This is a genomic window from Rhodopseudomonas palustris BisB18, assembly GCF_000013745.1.
GTDB classification, from domain to species: Bacteria; Pseudomonadota; Alphaproteobacteria; order Rhizobiales; family Xanthobacteraceae; genus Rhodopseudomonas_A; species Rhodopseudomonas_A palustris_F.
This window is the reverse complement of the sequence record NC_007925.1, coordinates 1,623,750-1,639,425: the sequence shown is the minus strand read 5'-3', so window position 1 is coordinate 1,639,425 and position 15,676 is coordinate 1,623,750. Positions and strand designations below refer to the sequence as shown.

Sequence of the window (15,676 nt, the reverse complement as noted above, 5' to 3'; positions counted from 1 at the left end):
ATGCCATATGATCGCCAAATCAGGCCAAACCGCAAAGAAGCCGCGCCCGTGCAGCGCCGACTTCGATCCAGAGAGGTCGGACCGCCCGGCGGTCGCCTTGCATGTCGACTTCAGCGATTACGAAGCCGAGGTGCCGCGGCACCAGCACCGCCAAGGCCAGCTCATCCTGGCCTTGCACGGGGCCGTCACCTGTACGGCCGCAAACGGCCTCTGGATCGTGCCACCGGACTGCGGGGTCTGGATCCCCGGCGGCGTGCCGCACAGCAACCAGGTCACCCCGAACGCCCGCCTGTCCTACCTGTTCGTCGAACCCGGCGCGGCGGCGCTGCCGCAGCAATGCTGCACGCTGTCGGTGTCGCCGATGCTCCGCGAAATGATCCTTCGCTTGGCGGACGTCCCGGGCAGCTACGCCGCGGACGACCACACCGGCCGCCTGGTGCGGGTGTTGCTCGACGAGCTGGCGTTGATGCCGAAACAGGGGCTGGAGCTACCCGTGTCGGGCCACCCCAAGATCGCCGTGATCGCCGCGGCCCTGACGGCCGACCCGAGCGACCGCCGCACCCTCGCCGAATGGGCCGCCCAGGTCGCGATGAGCGAGCGATCCTTGAAGCGGCTGATGGTTCAGGAAACCGGGCTGAGCTTCGGCCGGTGGCGGCGGCAACTGCATCTCGTCATCGCGCTGCGCGAACTTGCCGGCGGCGCGACGGTGCAGAGGGTGTCGAGCGATCTCGGCTACGAGTCCGCCACCGCCTTCATCGTGATGTTCAAGAAGGCGCTCGGCACCACGCCCACGCGTTACTTCGCAACCTGACCCGGCCGCGTACCACAACTTCGGGGCACGAGCAGCGCAGGACGCGGTCCCGCCGGGCCATTTGGCCATCGCGTTTTAGCGATCGCGTTGCCTTGATTTCCTTGAAACAAGCAATTTATGTAGATTCGCATTTCAGGAGGCCATGATGGCCAAGGCAAAATCCCGCTCGACTTCGTTGCCGGAATCCCTCGACCTGAAGGTCCGCAGCATCGCTCTGCGCGAAAATCGCACGCCGGCCAATGTGCTGGAAAACGCAGTTCGGGTCTTCACGTCGATGCCGCCCGAGCTTCGCGCGTTGTTGATCGAAACCTCCGCCGACGAGGCGAACGGGGCGCGCCGGCTGGAAGATCTCAGCCGCCGCATCATGTTCGCCTTGGCGCGCGACCGTTTCGAAGCCGCCGCGGTGAAGCTGGCACGCTCATCGGCCGAGATCGACGAGGAGCTGCTGACAGCGGACGAGTTGACTCTCGACCCTTCGCCTGCCCCGGTCACCGGCTAGATGGCAGATGCTGATCGTTGTTCCGGATGTCAACGTTCTGGTCTCGCGGGCCAATGCTGATCGCGCCGGACGGTCATCGACCATCAGTCAGAAGGTGGTTCAGCAACTCGTCTCCGGCGTGCTCAACGGCGAGCCGGTGCAGCTCGCAATGTCGTTCAAGATGCTCGATACCTATCGCGACGTGTTGCTGCGGAAAGGATATGACCGCGAAGCCGTCGAGCAATCCGCCGACGGACTGATCGCGCTGATGCGCTACGGCCCGATCGGATTCGATCCCTATCTGGTACTCGGCGGCACGCCCGAGCTGTCGGTGATGGATGTCGAAGACGGCGGGGTGCTGGCGACCGCCTATGCCGCGCACGCCAACCTCCTGGTCACCGACAATTTGAAGGATTTCGCCGGTCACGATGCCGAGGCCTACGTCACGTCGGTCGCGCGGTCGGCAGACGGAACGCGTCGCGATCTGTATTGCGTGATCCGAAAGCGACCTGACGGCCATTCGCTGATCGTGGTCCATCCTGCGGACTTCGTGCGTTGGATGGAAAGCGGATTCAAGATGTCCGCCGACGCCATCAAGGCGAGTTGCGGCGCCAAGCCGCAAGCCTGAACTCTAACGCCGAAATGAAATGATCGTCCGCCGCTCCGGCCCCGGCGATGCTAAAGCGCCGGCCGCGCGCCATCGCCGCCCGTAATTCCGGCCGGCGAACTAATCATGGGCGGCGCGGCGACTACTCGTCGCGATACACCTTCTCGCGCTTTTCGTGGCGTTCCTGCGCTTCCACCGAGAGCGTGGCGATCGGGCGCGCCTCGAGCCGCTTCAGCGAGATCGGCTCGCCGGTTTCTTCGCAGTAGCCGTAGGTGTTGTCTTCGATGCGCTGCAGCGCGGCGTCGATCTTGGAGATCAGTTTGCGCTGGCGGTCGCGGGCGCGCAGTTCGATGGCGCGGTCGGTTTCCGAGGCGGCACGGTCCGCCAGATCGGGGTGATTGACGTTTTCTTCTTGGAGTGTTTGCAGGGTGATCCTGGATTCCCGCAGGATCTCGTCCTTCCAGGCTAGCAGCTTTGCGCGAAAGTAATCGCGCTGCCGATCGTTCATGAAAGGCTCTTTTTCGGAGGGGCGGTAGCTTTTCAACTTTTCCAAGGCCAATCCATCTGTCCGAGGGAGCCGGTTATAATCCGGTCGCGCCGCAGCTTATATAGCGACGGCTTGTGACAGACAATATCGTCCGCGAGACGAACAGCGCGGGTTTTTCTGCGGAACTGACGATGAAGTTAGTGGCAGCGCTGCCTCTCGAAGCGGCCGGCCGGCCGGTTAAAACTGTCCGGCCTTGGCGAGCTCGACCTCCACCCGCAGCTCGATCTCCGACAGCACGGCGTCGAGCCCGGCGTCGCCGGACGAACTCTTGAGGTCGGCCGCCGCGGCGCGCAGCCGCGCCACCGTGGCATTGTCAAACGACCCTGACAGCAGCCCCATCTTCAGTTCGTCGAGCACGTCCAGCGCGCCCTTGCCGCGCGCCACCGAGCGTCTGCGGCGCTCGACCGGATCCTCGATGCCCTGCATCGCCAACAGTGCGTCGATATTGGCCGAGGCTTTCGGCGCCGACAGCGGCCGGGCATCCGGGGTCGACGGCGTCTCCGGCAGCGCAAAGCCGCTGCCGCCGCCGCGCTTGGGCGCGCTCGAGGGGCTGCCGAGAGTGGTGCCGTTCGGTCCGTAAATGCGCATGGTGGGATCCCGCTTGGTCCGATCTACGGAGGGAACGCCGGCGCTGTTTGCCCATCCGTGAACGACAAGGCCTTCGCCGGCAAACCTCGCCGGTTATGGTTAACGCCAGGTAAACGGCCCGGCAGAATTTGCCGGGCACGGCAGTTTCGCCGCGCTGGAACCTTCGCCCCGGCCCGGTCCGTCGCGTTTTATCACATCAAAACAGTGCGATACCGCCAGCGCCCGGGTGGCACGGCGCTGGCATAGAGATAGCCGGATCGCCATCGGGAGCTGGCGGGTCCGGATCGACCTCAGCGGGGAGCCGAGATGCCAAGCGTGGGTTTGCCGAAACTGGTTCAGCTGATCTGCCAGGGCGCCGTTGCGGCCGCCGTGGTGCTGACGCTGTCCTGCGGCGGCGCGGGCGCCACGTCGCGGATCAAGGACCTCGCCAATATCGAAGGCGTGCGGCAGAACCAATTGATCGGCTACGGCCTGGTGGTCGGCCTCAACGGCACCGGCGACACCCTCAACAACATTCCTTTCACCAAGCAGTCGCTGCAGGCGATGCTGGAGCGGATGGGCGTCAACATCCGCGGCGCCACCATCCGCACCGGCAACGTCGCCGCCGTGATGGTCACCGGCAACCTACCGCCGTTCGGCACCCAAGGCACCCGCATGGACGTCACGGTGTCGGCGCTCGGCGATTCCAAGAATTTGCAAGGCGGCACCCTGTTGGTCACCCCGCTGCTCGGCGCCGACGGCAACGTCTATGCGGTGGCGCAGGGCTCGCTGGCGATCGGCGGGTTCCAGGCGGAAGGCGACGCCGCCAAGATCACCCGCGGCGTGCCCACCGTCGGCCGCATCGCCAACGGCGCGATCATCGAGCGCGAGATCGAATTCGCGCTGAACCGGCTGCCCAATGCGCGGCTGGCGCTGCGCAACGGCGATTTCACCACCGCCAAGCGGATCGCCGCGGCGATCAACGATTTTGTCGGCGCCAAGTGCGCGGAGCCGATCGATCCGTCGACCGTGCAGCTCACCATTCCGGCGGAATTCAAGGGCAACGTGGTCGCGTTCCTGACCGAGATCGAGCAATTGCAGGTCGAGCCGGATCTCGCCGCCAAGATCATCATCGACGAACGCTCCGGCATCATCGTGATGGGCCGCGACGTCCGCGTCGCCACCGTCGCGGTGGCGCAGGGCAACCTCACCGTGACGATTTCCGAAAGCCCGCAGGTCAGCCAGCCCAACCCGCTGTCGCGCGGCCGCACCACGGTGACCCCGAACTCCAAGATCGGCGTCACCGAGGACGGCAAGAAGCTGGCGGTGGTCAGGGACGGCGTCTCGCTGCAGCAGCTGGTCGACGGCCTCAACGGGCTCGGCATCGGACCGCGCGACCTGATCGGGATCCTGCAGGCGATCAAGGCCGCCGGCGCGATCCAGGCCGACATCGAGGTGATGTGATGATCGGCAGCGCCACCCACGGCTACTCCGCCGCCGCGATCCCCACCATCAACGGCCGCCCCGACATCGAGCTTGCCGAGGCGCTGAAAAAGGTGTCGCCGCAGACCCAGGCCAAGATGAAGACCCAGGCCACCGACTTCGAGGCCATGTTCCTGAATTCGATGTTCTCGCAGATGACCAGCAGCATCAAAGGCGAAGGCCCGTTCGGCGACACCGTCGGCACCGGGGTGTGGCGCTCGATGTTGACCGACCAATATTCCAAATCATTCGCCAAGGCCGGCGGCATCGGCGTTTCCGCCGATGTGTTTCGACAGTTGATTCTCCAGCAGGCCGGCCGAACCAGCTAACCGCAAAAGGACGCACCATGCAGCATCGAGCCCAAGCCGTGCCCGCCCCGGCGGCGTTGCCGCCGATCGCCACCGCGGCCGACGCCCGCCAACTGGCCGAAGGGCTGATGGACGTGATGTCCAGGTTGCTCGGGGTGATCGAACAGGAAACCGAGCTGGTTCGCGCCGGCAACGTGCGCGAGGCGATCCAGCTCGAGCCGAACAAGACCGAGCTGTCGCGCCGCTACGTCAGCACCATTCTGCGGCTGAAGGCCAGCCAGCAATATTTCTCGCTGACCACCCCGGACCTGCTCGCCGCGCTGCATCGGCATCACGAGGTGTTTCGCGCCATGCTGCAGGTCAACCTCACCGTGCTGGCCACCGCACATGCGGTGTCGGAAGGCATCGTGCGCGGCGTCAACGCGCAGATGCAGCGCCGCAACATTCCCAACACCTACACCGCCAACGGCCAGCGCGCCGTCCCCGGCCCGCGCAACATGACGCCGATCGCGGTCAGCCGCTCGATGTAACACCCGCTGGAGCGGCGCCGGCGGACCCACCAAGCGGGCGCAAGACGCGCCGCGCCGCTGCGTGCCGTGGCGCCGACGTGCCGCCACGCCGAGTTCTGCCGCGGTCGAATCAATCCGTCATCAATCCGGAAGATTTCCGAAAACCATGCCGCGCGCCGGCGCCGGCGCGGCTGGAAACTCCGCTTGCATCTCAGTAGATTCCACAGCATTGATGCCGGCGATTGAGCTTACGATCGCGCCCGGCACGCGCCGCTTGCGAACCAGATCGAGGTCGGCGGAGCGGTCCGCGGCGGCCGCACAGCCATCGGCATTTGAATCAAATCATCGCGCTTGCTGAAGCTACGAATTTAGACATTCGGCGCACAGTCTGTCATGGGAAGGGTTGGGATTAGACTTTGTGGAGGCCAGGAGGCTGCCATGGGAGCCGATTTCAACATCAAGCCGGTGGGGTCACCGGTGGCGGCACAGTTCATTCGACCGGCACCTGAAGCCGTGCGGACCGCTGTGCCGACCGAACTGCCGTCGCAGAAGAGCGTCGGCGCATCGGACAAGTCGTCGGCCAGTACGCCGTCGGCAAGTTACGACGTGATGACCGCAACCGACCAGGTCGCGCATCAGGTGATCGTCGATCGCGCCGCGGCGCAGGTGGTTTACGTCACCGTCGACACCACCACCAATCTGGTCGTCAATCAGTATCCGGAAGCGTCGCGACTGCGGGCACGGGCCTACATGCGCGCGCAGGACAACGCCAAGCTCGAGCAGAAGTCCTCGGCGACCGACCGCACGGCCTAGCGCAACGGCCTGCATCGGATTGATTGCGACGCCCGCCGGCCGATGCCGCGCGGCGCTTAAGCGTGTCCGAACCGAACCGCGGACGGCGGGCAAATCCACGCAACCTCGACGGGGTGGACAGCCGTCTGGCTCAGGCCCGGCCGCTGAGCCCGGTGGCGATGTTGCGGTTGATCTCGATCAGCGCATGCAGCCGATCGCGCTCCGGCTTCACCTGCAGCGCGGCGCATTGGGTGAGCACGAAGATGCCGATATTGGCGATGTTCTGGCGGATCGCGATCGCTTCGGGATTGGCGTCGCTGATCGCGTCGCTGACGAAGATCGACCACAGCTTGCGATTGAAGATCAGCGCGGCGTTGAGCCCGGAATCCGATTCGTTCCAGTTGGTGACGGCGTCCTGCAGCTGTCGGGCGGCCTTCAGAAGGGCCTGCGCTTCGATGTCCCGGGGAGATGCGATTTGTTGCGCTGTGCGAGCATAAGCCTGGGCACCGACAGACATAAACTACCTCAATAGTTCTTCTTCACGCCTGATCAGCGTTCGCAATTCCTTGAGGGCTTTATAGAGATTGCCGCTTAAAATTAGATTACTCGCGACCTCGATCTGATCTCTAAAACTAGGCACAGCTTCGATCAATTCCTTGATGAAGCCGAGATAGAGATCCTGATAGGCGGGAATGTCGTTTTCCAGATACATCATCTGCACGCACAGATAGATGCGTTTGGCCGGGGTGTTGGCGGTTTCCGACGTCAGGATGTCTTTCTCGCGCAGGATCGGCGCGTCGCCGTCGATCAGAAACGCGGTCCGGGAGTCGGAATTGGTGATGACGCTTTGACCGATGATGATCCGCTCGAACGGCTTCAACTCAACCCTCAAAGGCATACCGGTCTCCTCCGCTGCGTGCTGCGCGCCAATCGAACTCCGGCGGTCCGGCGAGTCCGGACCGCATCCTGCGCGGCGTCATGCCGTCCATCCAGATCATAGACTCACGGCGTCAACAATAATCGCAGCGACGCAAGGATATCTAGCTATTCTTGGCCGCCGGCAACGGCCAAAGCGGCGTGGTTGCCCGCGCCGCCTGCGTCGTCGGTGCTGCAGATCCGAGGTTACTGCAATAGCTTCAGCACGCTCTGCTGCGACTGGTTGGCCAAAGCCAGCGCCGAGACCGCGATCGACTGCCTGGTCGACAGCGCCTGGCTGTTGGCGGCTTCTTCGTTGGTGTCGGCCAGCGTCAGGTTGGACGAGCCGGTCTGCAGCACGTTGATCAGGTTCTTGGCGAAGTCCTGGCGGATCTGCACGATCGACAGGTTGGAACCGAGCGAAGAGGCCTGCGAGCGCAGCGCGGTCGAAGCGACGTTGAGCGCGGCCAGCGTCTTGTTGGCGGAGTTGTTGTCGACCAGATCGGTGCCGGCGATCAGCGTCGGCAGCCCGAGCCCGGCCGGGGTCAGCGCCGCGCCAGTGATGTTGAGCGTCGACTTGCCGGTCTCGTTGAACACCAGCTTCAGGGTATCGCCGGCCAACAGGTTGACGCCGTTGAACGAGGCGTCCTGCGAGGTGGTGGTGATCTGGGCGATGATGTCGTTGTACTGCCTGACCAGGTTGGCGCGGGTGGCCTGCGAATTGAGGTCGGCGGAGGGCGGCGCCGGGTTGGTGAAGCTCAGCGTGGTGGTGACGGTGCCGCCGAGCGTGCCGCCGTCCAGCGCCGAGCCGAGCGTCGAGGAGGCATAGTCGTTGCCGGCGGTGATCACCAGCTTGCCGGTGGCGTCGACGGTGGCGGACATGTTGTTGGCGAACAGCGCGGCGTTGAGCTGCGCCAGCGACTTGACGGTGCCGTTGGTGCCGTTGCCGAAGGTGACATTGACCGGCGTGCCGCCCTTGAACGAGGTGAAGGTCAGGGTCTTGCCGCTGATGCCGCCGATGCCGGCGTTGCGGGCGGCGGAAAACACCGTCGCGGTGCCGGTGTTGCCGGCCAGGCCGAGCGCGGCCAGGGCGTTGCCGGAACCCGCAATGGTCAGGTCGGAGACCAAGCCGGTGCTGAGCTTCAGGGCGCCGGAGGCTGCGACCGAGGACGCGGTGGCGCCGGCGGAGGAGGTCACCACGGCGGTGCCGCTGGTGTTGACGGCGGTCTCCACGCCGGTGGCAAGATCGATCGCCTTCAGCACGTCGGCGATGGTGCCGCCCTGCAGATAGACCGTGGAGTTGCCGACGCCGTCGGTGACCAGGTTTCCAGTGGTGCCCGAGCCGGTCGGAACGTTGGCGGCGATCGGCACCGAGGCATTCTTGAAGGTGATGGTCTTGCCGTCGACGTACAGCGTCGAGCCGTCCTGAATCAGCGATCCGACGGTGCTGGTGTCGGTGGTGCGTTGCTGGGTCACCGTCGTGGTGCCGGGGCCGGTGGAGGTGCTGAGGCCGATCGCCTTCAACAGGTCGGCCTTGCCGGTGATGCTGAGGTCGGCGCCGGTGCCGGTGGTCAGCGTCAATATCCCGCCCGCGGTGGCGCCGTCGGTTCCGGAGGAATGCGTGATGGTCGCCGTGCCGTTGGCATTGACGGCTTGTTGCACACCGCTGGCGAGATCAATCGCCTTTGACAGATCATCAACGCTGGCCAGCGGCGCCGCGGGCGTGCCGAGATAGACGGTCGTGTTGCCGCTGCCGTCGGTCACCAGATTGCCGGCGACGCCGGATCCGACCGTGACGCCGGAGGGGCCTGGTGCCGAGCCGGCGCGGAAGGTGATGGTCTTGCCGTTGACGATGAGGGTGTCGCCGTCGGCGGGCTGGGCGCTGCCGATCAGCGCGGTCGCCGCGGTGGGGCTGGTATCGATCAGTTTGGTCGTGCCGGCGAGCGCGGCGCCGCTGCCCGTGGTGCTGACGGCGCCGACCAACGCCGCCGATGTGCCGCCGAGCTTGGTGGCCGCGGTGACCGCGGTCGCCCCGCCGGCAGTGCCGGTGTACAGCACGTTGCTCGAGGCGACGGTGTTGACGAAGCTGGTGGTGCCGCGCAGGTCGTCGGCGGTGGCGCCGGAAATCGAGGTCGAGACGTTGGACTTCGGGGCGTAGCCGACCGGGGTCTGCAGCGCCTGGTTGGCGATCGACTTGGCGGTGTCGATCAGCTTGTTCAGCGAGGTGATGCCGGTCGAGGCCGCCTGCAGGATCTGTACCCCGTTGCCGATGCCGTCCAAGAGATTGTTGATATCGGAGGCGCGGCTGTCGAGCCCCGCCGCGGTGAAGAAGTTGGTCGGATTGTCGAGCGCCGAGTTGACCTTCTTTCCGCTGGAAAGCCGGTTCTGCGTGGTTGACAGGAGGTCTGCCGTCGACTGAAGCGAAAGCAGGTTCTGACGAACCGATGCCGAGAGAACGACGTTTGACATAGTGTAACCTTCCTGTTCCGTGCTGGAGGCCGACCTTCAGGTCGAGCGACGCATGGGACGTCCCGGGCGAACGAGATTCGCCGTGACGCTTTACGGTAGTGCCTGACGCCTTCTGGTGAGGGACCTCGACCCGCAATTACGTGCGGGACCCGGGTCAACGCGGCCGATTCTCGGCCTACCTCATTCCTACTTATCCCAACCATTAACCATGACGTTTTAAGATATGGTTAACAGCCCCTTAAAGATTCCGGCGGCCTCCCCGGCCGGCGCGAAAAATTTGCAAGGCAGCCGCCGAACGCAAAAAAAGACGGCGGGGTTTCCCCCGCCGCCGTCGTCCGATAGGTCCGTTAAGTGGCGTTTAGCGCAGCAGCTGCAACACGCTCTGCTGCGAGGTGTTGGCCAGCGACAAGGCTGACACCGCGATCGACTGGCGGGTCGACAGCGCCTGGCTGTTGGCCGCTTCCTCGTTGGTGTCGGCCAGCGTCAGGTTCGACGCGCCGGTCTGCAGCACGTTGATCAGGCTCTTGGAGAAGTCCTGACGCAACTGCACGATCGACAGGTTCGAACCCAAGGCCGAGGCCTGCGAACGCAGCGCGGTGCTGGCGGTCGTCAGAGTTGCCAAAGTCTTGTTGGTGTTCGAGTTGTCGATGAAGTCGGTGCCGCCAGTCAGGTTCGACAGGCCGAGGCCTGCTGCGTTGAAGGTCACGCCCTGCACGTTCAGCGTGGACTTGCCGGTTTCGTTGAAGGTCAGCTTGAGGTTGTCGCCGTTCAACAGGTTGACGCCGTTGAACGAGGCATCCTGCGCCGTGGTGTTGATCTGGTTCAGGATGTTGTTGTACTGCGTCACGAGATTGGCGCGAGTGGTCTGCGCCACCGTGTCGGCAACCGGCGCCGCCGCGATGGTGAAGGTGGTCGAGGTGGTCAAGGTGCCGCCGATCGAGCCGCCGGACAGGGTCGAACCCAGCGTCGACGACGCATAGTCGTTGCCCGCCGAGATCGTCAGCTTGCCGGAGGCATCCACGGTCGCGTCGAGGTTGTTGGCTTGCAGCGCAGTCTTGAGCTGGGCCAGCGTCTTGACGGTTCCGTTGGTGCCATCGCCGAGCGTGACATTGACCGCGCTTCCGCCGTTGAAGGAAGAGAAGGTCAGGGTCTTGCCGTCGATGCCGCCGGCGCCGGCCGCACGCGTCGCAGTGAACGTGCTGCTGGTGTGGGTCGGGCCGTCGAGACCAAGTGCCGACAATGCATTGCCGACGCCGCCGGCAATGCTGAGATCCGACAACGTGCCGGTGCTGAGCTTCAGCGTGCCGTTCGCCGCCACGGTGGACGCCGAGGCGCCGCTGGCGGTCGCCAGGGTCGAGATGCCGGCGGCATTCGTCGCCGTCTGCACGCCGGTCGCAATGTCGATCGCTTTCAACGTGTCAGCGATGGTCGCACCCTGCAGATAGACGATCGAGTTGCCCTTGCCATCGGTCTGCAGATGACTGCCGGCCTCGATGCCGGAACCGGACGGAACGTTGGCCGGAAGCGGCTGGTAAGCGTTCGAGAAGGTGATCGTCTTGCCGTTCACATTCAGGGTCGAACCGTCCTGGATCAGGTTCGAGGTGGTGGTCGCAGCGGTGGTGCGAGCGGCGCCGACCGAGACGTTGCCGGACCCGATCGAGGTGGTCAGGCCGAGGGCATTGAGCAGATCGGCCTTGCCGGTGACGCTGAGATCGGCACCGGTCGAGGAGTTGACCGTCAGCACGCCGGCGGCAAACGCCGCGGTCGAGCCGGTGATGGTCGCCGCGCCCGCGCTATTCACGGTCTTGGCAACGCCGCTGGCCAGATCGACGGCCTTGAGAACGTCGGCAACGGTGCCGCCGGTCAGATAGATCTGCGAGTTGCCGGATCCATCGGTGACGATGTTGCCGCTGACGCCCGAGCCAGTCGCAACGCCGGCCGCCGCAGGAGCCGCACCGCCCTTGAAGGTGATGGACTTGCCGTTGACGACCAGAACGTCGCCGTCTTTCGGAGCCGCGGCGGCCAACAAAGTGGTCGCAGTGGCGCCGGCAGCCAGTGTGACGGTGCCGGACAGAGCGGTGGAGCCGTCGCCCGCGGTGGCCGCAACTCCAACCAGAGCTCCAGCAACGCCGCCGAGGGTGGTGGCCGTCGTGATCGGCGAAGCGCCGCCGGAGGTGCCGTCGGTGACGACGCCGCTGACTGCGAACGCGTTGGCGTAAGTGGTGGTGCCGCGGATGTCGTCGGCGGTGGCGCCGGCGATCGTGGTCGAGACGTTCGACTTGGTGGTGTAGCCCGACACGGTCTGCAGCGCCTGGTTGGCGATCGACTTCGCGGAGTCAACGAGTTTGTTGAGCGAGGTGATGCCGGTGTTGGCGGCCTGCAGGATCTGCACGCCGTTGCCGATGCCATCGAGCAAATTGTTGATGTCGCTGGCGCGGCTGTCGAGAGAGGAGGCGGTGAAGAAGTTGGTCGGGTTGTCGAGCGCGGTGTTGACCTTCTTGCCGGTCGACAGGCGGCTCTGGGTGGTAGCAAGCAGGTCGGCAGTGGACTGCAGCGAGAGCAGGTTCTGACGCACGGCTGAGGAGAGGATAACGGACATGGTGAATACCTTCCTGGTATAAGCAACAACTGATCTTCTTGATCAGCCGGGGCACACTCTGTCCGGGCGTCGTAACGAGGTATTAATTTAGGGGCTAGGACTAGTACCTGTCTGCGGCCATTGTCAGTAGAAATACCACCCCTAGTATAAATACCCCCAAACCACCCAAGTAAGCGCTGCGCTGCAGGCGGATTTCGCATCGGCGCCGGGCCGCATTTTTCGCCGTTAACCGGCGGTTCACCATGTTTCTAAACACAAAAAAACGGCGGGGTTGCCCCCGCCGTCTTCCGATCGATGCTTTGCGACGCGGTTAGCGCAGCAGCTGCAACACGCCCTGCTGCGAGCTGTTGGCCAACGACAGCGCGGACACCGCGATCGACTGGCGGGTCGACAGCGCCTGGCTGTTGGCCGCTTCCTCGTTGGTGTCGGCCAGCGTCAGGTTCGACGAACCGGTCTGCAGCACGTTGATCAGGGACTTCGAGAAGTCCTGACGGGTCTGCACGATCGAGAGGTTGGAACCCAAAGCCGAAGCCTGCGACCGCAGCGTGGTTGCAGCGGTGGTCAGCGTCGCCAAGGTCTTGTTGGTGGCGGCGTTGTCGATGAAGTCGGTGCCGGACGTCAACTTCGACAGGCCGAGGCCGGTCGGGTCGAAGGTCACGCCCTGAATGCTCAGGGTGGACTTGCCGGTTTCGTTGAACACCAGCTTCAGGGTGTCGCCGCCGAGCAGGTTGACGCCGTTGAACGAAGCGTCCTGGGCCGTGGTTTTGATCTGGTCCATGACGTCGTTGTACTGCTTGACCAGGTTGCCGCGGGTGGTCTGGGCGACCAGGTCGGCAACAGGGTCGGTCGGCGTCGAGAAGAGCGACGCCGCGGTGCCGCTGATCTTGCCGCCGGACAGCGTGGAGCCGAGCGTCGAGGAGGCGTAGTCGTTCGCCGCCGAGATCGTCAGCTTGCCGGTGGTGTCGATCGAGGCCTGCATATTGTTGGCCTTCAGCGCCGTATTCAGGTCGGTGAGCGACTTGACGGTGCCGTTGGTGCCGTCGCCGATCGTGATGTTGACGGCGGTACCGCCATTGAACGATTCGAACGACAGCGTCTTGCCGCTGATGCCGCCGGCGGATGCCGTGCGGGCCACGTTGAAGCTGGTCCCGGTTCCCTGGGCGCCGGCCAGACCCAATGCCGACAGCGCGTTGCCGGTGCCGGAGAGCTTGAGATCGCCTGCCAGGCCCGAGCTGATCTGCAATTGACCACCGGAGAGCACCTTGGACGCCTCGCTGCCCGCGGCCACCGCCAACGTGGCGGCACCGTTGCTGACCGGGGCAACCTGCGCGCCGCTCGCGATGTCGATGGCGGTGAGCACATCGTTCATCGTGCCGCCCTGCAGGTAGACGGTCGAATTGCCGCTGCCGTCGGTGATCACGTTCTTGCCGGTCACTTTACCGGAACCGTAATCAGCAGCGGCCGGGATAGCCGCGTCCTGGAACGTGATGGTCTTGCCGTTCACGGTCAGGGTCGAGCCAGCCTGCACCATTCCGGCGCGGCTGACGCCGACCCCAGCGGCCGCGGTAGCGGTTCGATCAGCCGTGAAGCTGCCGACGCCGGTGGCTCCCGAATTCAGACCGAACGCCGACAGCAGAGTGTTGTTGCCGGAGATCGACAGATCCGAACCAGTCGAGGTGCTGAACACCAGCGCGTTGGCCGCGATCGACGCATTGGCACCCGAGCTGTTTGCCACCGTCGCAGCACCGCCGGTGATCGTCGCGTTTTGCACGCCGCTCGCAAGATCGATGGCGTTCATCACGTCTTGCACGGTGCCGCTGTTCAGATAGACGGTCGAGTTGCCCTTTCCGTCGGTGACCAGCTGATTGTTGACACCAGAACCGGCCGGCAGAGTGGTCGAGGCCGGCGCGTCGCCATTGGCGAAGGTGACCGTGTGGCCATTCACCGTCAGGCTGTTGCCGGCTACCGGCTTGTTGGTGCCGAGCGCGCTCAGCAAGGTGGTGGTCGCGAGACCCGTGACCGTTGCGCCGGTCTTGGTCGCAGCGGTACCGCCGAGCAGAGTCGCGCCGGAAATCACGCCGGCAGCGGCCTGACCGTCCTGCAAGGCAAGGCTCTGCGCCGAGCCGTTGGAATAGGTCGCAGTGCCGCGCAGATCGTCGGCGGTGGCGCCGCCGATCGTGGTCGAGACGCTGGACTTGCTGGTGTAGCCGGCGACGGTCTGCAGCGCCTGGTTGGCGATCGACTTGGCCGAGTCCACCAGCTTCTGCAGCGAGGTGATGCCGGTGTTGGCGGCCTGCAGGATCTGCACGCCGTTGCCGATGCCGTCCAACAGATTGTTGATGTCGGAAGCACGGGCGTCGAGGCCGGAGGCGGTGAAGAAGTTGGTGGGGTTGTCGAGCGCCGAGTTCACCTTCTTACCGGTGGAGAGGCGGCTCTGGGTCGAGGAGAGTAGTTCCGCGGTCGACTGCAGAGAGAGCAGGTTCTGGCGGACGGAAGACGAGAGTGTAATGCCTGACATTGCTTGAGACCTTCCTGGTTCAGCTAAAATGACGATCATTCAGATCGCGCTGGAACCCTGAGGCTCAACACCTAAGAAACCGTAAAACTACTCAGGTAGATTTACGATGAAGTTTTGCCAAATAGCGTGCATTGGAACTCGGCCGGAACCCGCCGGTGGCGCCGCGATTCCAGACGATTGCTGATGTGAAACACGGGCTTGCTGACGAGGGCGGGAGCCTGCCGGGGCGGCGGCAAGACGGCTCCCTGCCGCGGCCGGGCCACGCAGGCGCAGCCGACCGCTCGGGTCGTTACGAGGTTAGGTTAACGATCTCAGCGTGGGCCCGCCCCCTCCTGGGCGCCGTCATCCTGAGGTGCCCGAGCATCGCGAGGGCCTCGAAGGATGCGGCCGCGAGTCGGTGCGGCTGCGCAGCGCTTGCGGCCATCCTTCGAGACACCCGGCCTCGCTGCGCGACGCCGGGTTCCTCAGGATGACGCGGTGGGTGCGGGCAACGACCCGGCGTCGCTACGCCGCCGCTCCCCCGGCACCGTCATCCTGAGGTGCCCGAGCGCAGCGAGGGCCTCGAAGGATGCGGCCGCGAGTCTGTGCGGCTCCGCAACGCCTGCGGCCATCCTTCGAGACACCGGGCTTCGCTGCGCGACGCCGGGTTCCTCAGGATGACGCGGTGGGCGTGGGCAACGACCCGGCGTCGCTACGCCGCCGCTCCCCCCGGCGCCGTCATCCTGAGGTGCCCGAGCATCGCGAGGGCCTCGAAGGATGCGGCCGCGAGTCGGTGCGGCTGCGCAGCGCTTGCGGCCATCCTTCGAGACACCCGGCCTCGCTGCGCGACGCCGGGTTCCTCAGGATGACGCGGTGGGGTGGGCAACGTCTGGGAGCGTGCATCGGCGGAGCAAAACCGCAAAGCCTCACGCCGGCGCGCCCGCCTGCATCGTCATCCTGCACCCCCCGGCGCCGTCGCCCTGCGCCCGCGCCCCTCCCCCGGCGCCGTCATCCCGAGCGCAGCGAGGGCCTCGAAGGATGCGGCCGCGAGTCCGTGCGGCTGCGCAGCGCTTGCGGCCATCCTTCGAGACACCC

14 protein-coding genes are annotated in these 15,676 nt (G+C 65.1%); 7 read left to right on the top strand and 7 right to left on the bottom strand.

Annotated elements, in window-relative coordinates; all coding sequences use genetic code 11:
- The first annotated feature begins 7 nt into the window (after window positions 1–7).
- From RPC_RS07540 to RPC_RS07530, 3 genes are all read left to right on the top strand, one after another.
- Window positions 8–811 (top strand): AraC family transcriptional regulator, encoded by an 804-nt coding sequence (locus RPC_RS07540; protein ID WP_011471969.1) that lies wholly within the window; start codon window positions 8–10, stop codon window positions 809–811.
- Window positions 812–956: 145 nt separating this feature from the next.
- The gene (locus tag RPC_RS07535) at window positions 957–1,310 is read left to right on the top strand and encodes a hypothetical protein (protein WP_011471968.1); all 354 of its coding nucleotides are present in this window, start codon (window positions 957–959) and stop codon (window positions 1,308–1,310) included.
- Between the two features lie 7 nt (window positions 1,311–1,317).
- Window positions 1,318–1,917, top strand: coding sequence for a PIN domain-containing protein (locus RPC_RS07530; protein WP_011471967.1), 600 nt, complete (start codon window positions 1,318–1,320; stop codon window positions 1,915–1,917).
- A gap of 121 nt (window positions 1,918–2,038) precedes the next feature.
- Here the strand turns inward: RPC_RS07530 and dksA are convergent, their stop codons facing one another.
- Complete coding sequence (dksA, locus tag RPC_RS07525; RefSeq protein ID WP_041802566.1) at window positions 2,039–2,449, bottom strand: RNA polymerase-binding protein DksA; 411 nt, start codon at window positions 2,447–2,449, stop codon at window positions 2,039–2,041.
- Between the two features lie 171 nt (window positions 2,450–2,620).
- Complete coding sequence (locus RPC_RS07520) at window positions 2,621–3,031, bottom strand: flagellar assembly protein FliX (protein WP_011471965.1); 411 nt, start codon at window positions 3,029–3,031, stop codon at window positions 2,621–2,623.
- A 306-nt stretch (window positions 3,032–3,337) separates the two neighbouring features.
- Between RPC_RS07520 and RPC_RS07515 the strand changes: the two genes are divergently transcribed.
- From RPC_RS07515 to RPC_RS07500, 4 genes are all read left to right on the top strand, one after another.
- Window positions 3,338–4,474 (top strand): flagellar basal body P-ring protein FlgI, encoded by a 1,137-nt coding sequence (locus tag RPC_RS07515; protein WP_011471964.1) that lies wholly within the window; start codon window positions 3,338–3,340, stop codon window positions 4,472–4,474.
- Window positions 4,474–4,821, top strand: a complete 348-nt coding sequence (gene flgJ, locus RPC_RS07510) for a flagellar assembly peptidoglycan hydrolase FlgJ (RefSeq protein WP_011471963.1) — start codon at window positions 4,474–4,476, stop codon at window positions 4,819–4,821. The genes RPC_RS07515 and flgJ overlap by 1 nt, the downstream gene beginning before the upstream one ends.
- A 17-nt stretch (window positions 4,822–4,838) precedes the next feature.
- Window positions 4,839–5,330 carry a hypothetical protein gene (locus tag RPC_RS07505; RefSeq protein WP_011471962.1) on the top strand — a complete coding sequence of 164 codons (492 nt, stop codon included), beginning with the start codon at window positions 4,839–4,841 and terminating at the stop codon, window positions 5,328–5,330.
- Between the two features lie 417 nt (window positions 5,331–5,747).
- Window positions 5,748–6,122: a hypothetical protein gene (locus RPC_RS07500; protein ID WP_011471960.1), complete on the top strand. Its 375-nt coding sequence runs from the start codon at window positions 5,748–5,750 to the stop codon at window positions 6,120–6,122.
- Between the two features lie 130 nt (window positions 6,123–6,252).
- Here RPC_RS07500 and flaF read toward each other — a convergent pair whose 3' ends face one another.
- From flaF to RPC_RS07475, 5 genes are all read right to left on the bottom strand, one after another.
- Window positions 6,253–6,618 (bottom strand): flagellar biosynthesis regulator FlaF, encoded by a 366-nt coding sequence (gene flaF, locus RPC_RS07495; RefSeq protein ID WP_011471959.1) that lies wholly within the window; start codon window positions 6,616–6,618, stop codon window positions 6,253–6,255.
- Between the two features lie 3 nt (window positions 6,619–6,621).
- Window positions 6,622–6,999: a flagellar biosynthesis repressor FlbT gene (gene flbT / locus RPC_RS07490; RefSeq protein WP_011471958.1), complete on the bottom strand. Its 378-nt coding sequence runs from the start codon at window positions 6,997–6,999 to the stop codon at window positions 6,622–6,624.
- A gap of 224 nt (window positions 7,000–7,223) precedes the next feature.
- Window positions 7,224–9,485, bottom strand: coding sequence for a DUF1522 domain-containing protein (locus RPC_RS07485; protein WP_011471957.1), 2,262 nt, complete (start codon window positions 9,483–9,485; stop codon window positions 7,224–7,226).
- 358 nt (window positions 9,486–9,843) lie between these two features.
- Window positions 9,844–12,084 (bottom strand): DUF1522 domain-containing protein, encoded by a 2,241-nt coding sequence (locus RPC_RS07480; RefSeq protein ID WP_011471956.1) that lies wholly within the window; start codon window positions 12,082–12,084, stop codon window positions 9,844–9,846.
- Window positions 12,085–12,394: 310 nt separating this feature from the next.
- Window positions 12,395–14,602, bottom strand: a complete 2,208-nt coding sequence (locus RPC_RS07475) for a DUF1522 domain-containing protein (protein WP_011471955.1) — start codon at window positions 14,600–14,602, stop codon at window positions 12,395–12,397.
- Window positions 14,603–15,676 lie beyond the last annotated feature (1,074 nt).